Origin of the sequence: Pseudomonas protegens, from assembly GCF_003732485.1 — a bacterium.
GTDB lineage: Bacteria > Pseudomonadota > Gammaproteobacteria > Pseudomonadales > Pseudomonadaceae > Aquipseudomonas > Aquipseudomonas protegens_B.
Genome location: NZ_MOAK01000036.1, coordinates 189,755 through 194,571 on the forward strand (window position 1 = coordinate 189,755; position 4,817 = coordinate 194,571).

Annotated in this window: 7 protein-coding genes; 4 read left to right on the forward strand and 3 right to left on the reverse strand. The window is 63.2% G+C overall.

What is annotated here, in order from left to right; all coding sequences use genetic code 11:
* The 3 genes from BLX41_RS34745 to BLX41_RS07775 form a co-directional block, all read left to right on the forward strand.
* Nucleotides 1-264, forward strand: a 264-nt coding sequence (locus BLX41_RS34745) for a DUF2076 domain-containing protein (RefSeq protein ID WP_259744537.1), incomplete at its 5' end; no start/stop codon positions are given.
* 137 nt (nucleotides 265-401) lie between these two features.
* Entirely contained in the window at nucleotides 402-881 is a 480-nt protein-coding gene (locus BLX41_RS07770) for a LabA-like NYN domain-containing protein (RefSeq protein ID WP_102882313.1), read from the forward strand.
* A 27-nt stretch (nucleotides 882-908) separates the two neighbouring features.
* A complete protein-coding gene (locus BLX41_RS07775) occupies nucleotides 909-1,520 on the forward strand; it encodes a 3'-5' exonuclease (RefSeq protein ID WP_110596235.1) in 612 nt (203 codons plus the stop codon).
* Between the two features lie 13 nt (nucleotides 1,521-1,533).
* Here BLX41_RS07775 and BLX41_RS07780 read toward each other — a convergent pair whose 3' ends face one another.
* Complete coding sequence (locus BLX41_RS07780) at nucleotides 1,534-1,986, reverse strand: Lrp/AsnC family transcriptional regulator (protein ID WP_047306210.1); 453 nt, start codon at nucleotides 1,984-1,986, stop codon at nucleotides 1,534-1,536.
* Between the two features lie 162 nt (nucleotides 1,987-2,148).
* Between BLX41_RS07780 and yedA the strand changes: the two genes are divergently transcribed.
* Complete coding sequence (gene yedA, locus BLX41_RS07785) at nucleotides 2,149-3,057, forward strand: drug/metabolite exporter YedA (RefSeq protein WP_123724410.1); 909 nt, start codon at nucleotides 2,149-2,151, stop codon at nucleotides 3,055-3,057.
* Here the strand turns inward: yedA and BLX41_RS07790 are convergent, their stop codons facing one another.
* On the reverse strand, nucleotides 3,058-4,119 hold the full coding sequence (locus BLX41_RS07790) for an alpha/beta hydrolase family protein (RefSeq protein WP_123724411.1): 1,062 nt from the start codon (nucleotides 4,117-4,119) through the stop codon (nucleotides 3,058-3,060).
* Nucleotides 4,120-4,295: 176 nt separating this feature from the next.
* Nucleotides 4,296-4,817: carbohydrate-binding protein (locus BLX41_RS07795; protein ID WP_404942747.1), on the reverse strand; the 522-nt coding region annotated here is incomplete at its 5' end.

A 4,817-nucleotide genomic window follows, 5' to 3' on the forward strand; every position in this document is an offset into this window, starting at 1 on the left:
AAAACCGCTGCCGGCGTGGCGGGCGGGGTGATGCTGGCCCAGGGCATCAGCAGCCTGTTCCACAGCAACCAGCAACCTCAGGAAGTCGTCGAAGTCATCAAGGAAGAACCGGCTCCGGCCAGCGACAACAGCGGCTGGGGCAATGACGATCAGCGGTTGGCCAACAACGACTCCTGGGGCAACAACGACCAGGGTGGCTTCAGCAACACCGACTACGACAACGACGACAGTTCGTTCTTTTCCGACGACGATTCCTTCGTCTGACGCTCCGTCGGTCCGGGACAGGCGTCTGCCCCGGACCGATTATTCGCGGAACATTCCTTGTGACTGGCATACTGGGCGACTTTTCGGGTCTTGAGCCCCGTTCCAGCCCTTGCGCTGCTGCGCCATGAGGATTAGCGGTGAAGAAAATCGCTGTGTTCGCCGACGTCCAGAACCTCTACTACACCGTCCGCCAGGCCTATGGTTGTCACTTCAACTACGCGGCGCTGTGGGCGGATATCAGTAAGGAGGGGCAGATCGTCGAAGCCTATGCCTATGCCATCGATCGCGGTGACAGCAAGCAGCAGCAGTTTCAGCAGATCCTGCGCAACCTGGGTTTCACGGTAAAACTCAAACCCTACATTCAGCGCAGCGACGGCTCGGCCAAGGGCGACTGGGACGTGGGCATCACCATCGACATCATGGACGCCGCCGCCCAGGTCGACGAAGTGGTGCTGGCCTCCGGCGACGGCGACTTCGACCTGCTGCTCGAGCGCATCATCCACAAGCACGGGGTCAGCGCGGTGGCTTATGGCGTGCCGGGGCTGACTGCCAATTCGCTGATTCGCGCGGCCACGCGCTATGTGCCGATCGAAGGCGCCTTGCTGCTGAAAAGCTGATCAATTTTTATACGGAGCTGCACAGGTTTGGAACGTATTGCCGTCATCGACTTTGAAACCACCGGGATCTCCCCGAGCAGCAGTTGCCGGGCCACGGAAATCGCCGTGGTGATCCTTGAACAGGGGCGCATCGTCGAGCGTTACCAGAGCCTGATGAATGCCGGCGTGCGGGTGCCGGGCTTCATCGAACAACTGACCGGCATCAGCAACGCCATGCTGCGCAGCGCGCCGCCGGCGGAGCAGGTGATGAACGAGGTCAACGAGTTCGTCGGCACCACGCCGTTGCTGGCCCACAACGCGGCCTTCGACCAGAAGTTCTGGGATTTCGAGCTGGGGCGGATCAAGCGCACCCGCTTGCAGAATTTCGCCTGTTCCCTGCTGCTGGCCCGGCGCCTGATGCCGGCGGCGCCGAACCACAAGCTGGGCACCCTGACCTCGTTCGCCGGCTTGCCCCACACCGGCCAGGCTCACCGCGCCATGGCCGACGCCGAAATGGCCGCCAACCTGGTGGCGCACCTGGCCGGCGAGCTACGCCACAAGCATGGTTTGCGTGAACTGTCCCACGACTTCCTCTGCAAGTTGCAGAAGGTCCCGGCCGCCAAGATCCCCGAACACCTCAAGCGCCAGCGCGGTTTCTGAGGGCCGGTCCGGCTCACTTGCCGTTGTTTTCCAGTTGCCCCAGGGGGACACGCCGTTCGATGGCGCTGGAAAGCACGATGGAGGTCTTGCTGAAGCCGAACTGGGCCACGCGGTTGATCAGTTCCTCCAGCTCCGGCATCGAGCCCACGGCAGCCTGCATGATCACGCAGGGGTCCCCCGTCACCCGATGACACTCGGTGAGCTGGGGGATCTTGATCAGTTCGTCATAGTTCTTCTGGTTGCCGTGCTGGGCCAGGCGCAACTCGATCACGCACTGGATCGGTAGTCCCACCTTGGCCATGTCGACCTTGGCCTGATAGCCGGTGATCACGCCGCTGGCTTCGAGCTTGGCCACGCGCTCGGCCACCGCCGGCGCCGAGAGGTTGACCTTGCGCGCCAGCTCGGCATAGCTCGCCCGGCCGTTTTCCAGCAAGCTGGCCAGGAGCATACGGTCATATTTGTCCATGGAAGGCCTCTAATAGGTACGGCTTTCGAAAACACGGCATATAGCCCTGAACTCCATGTTTTGGAAAGTGTACTGCCGTTATAAACAGGTTTTGTAGCTTAAGTTCCCCGGGTCGGCTTTTTAGAATAGAGCTCCCCCCTGCCTGTCTCCGAGCTGCCTCCCATGCCTGGCCAAAGCCGTTTTCCCTTGCCGTTGATCGCCGCCTTTTTCGCCTTGTACGTGATCTGGGGGTCGACCTATCTGGTGATCCGCATCGGCGTCGAGTACTGGCCGCCGCTGATGCTCGGCGGCGTGCGTTTCATCATCGCCGGGAGCCTGATGTATGCCTTCCTGCGCTGGCGAGGGGTGCCGGCGCCGACCTGGGCGCAATGGAAGGCCGCCGGGATCATCGGCGTCTTGTTGCTCAGTTGCGGCAACGGTGCGGTGACGTTGGCCGAACACTCCGGGGTGACCTCCGGCGTGGCGGCGCTGGCGGTGGCCACGGTGCCTTTGTTCACCCTGCTCTGCGGCTACTTCTGGGGCGCACGCAACACGCGTCTGGAGTGGGCCGGGATCATCCTCGGGATGATTGGCATCGGCATGCTCAACCTCGGCTCCAACCTGCAGTCCAGTCCGCTGGGTGCAGCCCTGTTGCTGTTCGCCGCTGCGGCCTGGGCCTTCGGCTCGGTGTGGAGCAGGCACCTGCCGCTGCCTCAGGGGGCCATGGCCAGCGCCGCGGAAATGCTCGTCGGTGGCGTGGTGCTGATGATCGGCAGCGTCTTGAGCGGCGAGCACCTGGACGCCATGCCGCCGCTGGAAGGTTGGCTGGCCCTGGCCTATCTGGCCGGCTTCGGCTCGATCATCGCCTTCAACGCCTACATGTACCTGCTCAAGCACGTGCGGCCGGCAGCGGCCACCAGCTATGCCTACGTCAATCCGGCGGTGGCGGTGCTGCTGGGGATCGTCTTTGTCGGCGAGACCATCGGTATCGAAGAAGCCCTGGCCATGCTGGTGATCATCAGTGCGGTGGTACTGATCGGCCTGCCCCAGTGGCGCAAGCCGAAAGCCGCCTCTCAGCAAGAGGTTGCCTGATCAGCCTGCAGGTGGTTGGCCGGCAAGGCTCTGATCGAGAAAGCCGCCGATTAGTTTTGCCACCTGCCGGTGGATGTCCTGGCGATCACCGGCATCGCCATCCCGGCAGATAATTTCATCCCCTGGCGCTTCTTCCTTGAGCAGGGCAATGGCGCCTGGCGCGCAGAGCTGCATGAAGCTGAAGTGGGTGGCATCGGCGAGGACCTTGAAGCTTGAGGTAGCGGGTGCCAGATGGGCGCTCAGATAACCCGACTCCATCTCCACCGGCATGTCAGCGATGTTGACCCCGGCACCCAGGACCAGGGTCGGCGTTTTCAGCGCCGATAAGCTCTCGGGGGTAAACCCGCGGGCAAACCCCAGGTCCAGCGAGACAATCGCCTTGACTCGCGGGTCCCGCAGACTCGCTTCCAGGGGGGCCTGGTTGTCCGGGGTGATTCCCAGTTCCGCAGCCAGTCCGCACAAGCGCGGGTTGGGGTGCAGTCGGCACTCTTCGAGGAAGCGCTGCGGGCTGTAGCGGGCACCGGCCAGTGCCGTGACCGTCCAGCCACCCAGGGAGTGGCCGATGGCAGCGATGCGTTGCGGATCGACGGTGCCGGCCAAGGTGTTGTCTGTAGTGAGGGTGTCGATGACCCGGCTTACATCGTGAGTACGTTCCCAGAGCTTTGCGGCTTCTGCCGGACGTCGGTCGAATGTAGTGGTGCCCGGATGGTCAGGGGCGGCGACTATGTAGCCCTGGCCAACCAGTGCCGATACCAGCCAGCTGAGGTTGCGCCAGTTGCCGCGATAGCCATGGGACAGGACCACCAACGGATGCTTGGCGCTGGCAGGGGAAGCATCCTTGACGGTGGGGATACCCTGGAAAATCTGGCTCTGTGCCGAAGTCAGGACTGGAGTGGTTGCTGCGGTGGGGTACCAGAGGGCGACATGCAGCGGGCGTTGCTGGTTTGCGTCCGCCAGCGTTACTTCACGAAAGCCGATGAGGTCGGTGGCATGGGCCAGAGGCAGGAACAAGGAAAGTGAAAGGCCCGCTAGCATCCATGCGGACAGGGCAAATTTGCGCATTGAAGTCTCCATAGGCAACGCATCGATGTTCTGCCTGGGGGGACGCGCTGAGAGAATCAGGCAGCGATCAACGGCAGTGGGTGGGCGACGGCTGATAGCAGCCGGCGCCAACCCTTTTACCTGAGATTGCCGGAAAAGGGTGACCGGATTATGGAGCGGCCGGCCACCGTCTTGCGTCAGTTACAGGTGCCTGCGTCACGCCAGACCTTGCCGCTGCCTTCTCCGCCGACAGTGGCGGCGCTGGGTTCATTGCCGCTGGTCCACCAGCGGGCGATGTAGAAACGCCCCTTGTGACTGACCTTGTCATTGGCCCAGTAGGTGCCTTTGGGACTCCAGGCGCCCAGGCAGCCGGTTGGGGTTTCCACTTTGTCCGCCAGCACCGTCACGCTGTGGTTGCGGCTGACGGTATGGCTGCCGTTGCCCAGGTCCAGGGTGAAACGGTAGCTGACGTCCTTATCGCTCTTGGGGGCGACAAAGGTCAGTTTCGACCCCGAGGCCTGGAAGGCCAGGCTGGGCGTCACGCTCCACTTGTAGCTCAGGGCCAGGCCGGCCGGATCGCTGGAGCCTGCGGCGTCCAGGGTGACCGACTCGCCGGCGTTGGCCTGGGCCGCACCTGCGATGTGGGCCACCGGCGGCTTGACCACTGCCGGCTTCTCGGCCAGGACCTTGACACTGTGCTCGCGGGTTACCGTCTGCTT

Bases quoted from the DNA above. Each gene is read 5' to 3' on its own strand.
- BLX41_RS07780 (WP_047306210.1), bottom strand. From the start codon at position 1,986: ATGGACAAATATGACCGTATGCTCCTGGCCAGCTTGCTGGAAAACGGC.
- yedA (WP_123724410.1), top strand. From the start codon at position 2,149: ATGCCTGGCCAAAGCCGTTTTCCCTTGCCGTTGATCGCCGCCTTTTTC.
- BLX41_RS07790 (WP_123724411.1), bottom strand. From the start codon at position 4,119: ATGCGCAAATTTGCCCTGTCCGCATGGATGCTAGCGGGCCTTTCACTT.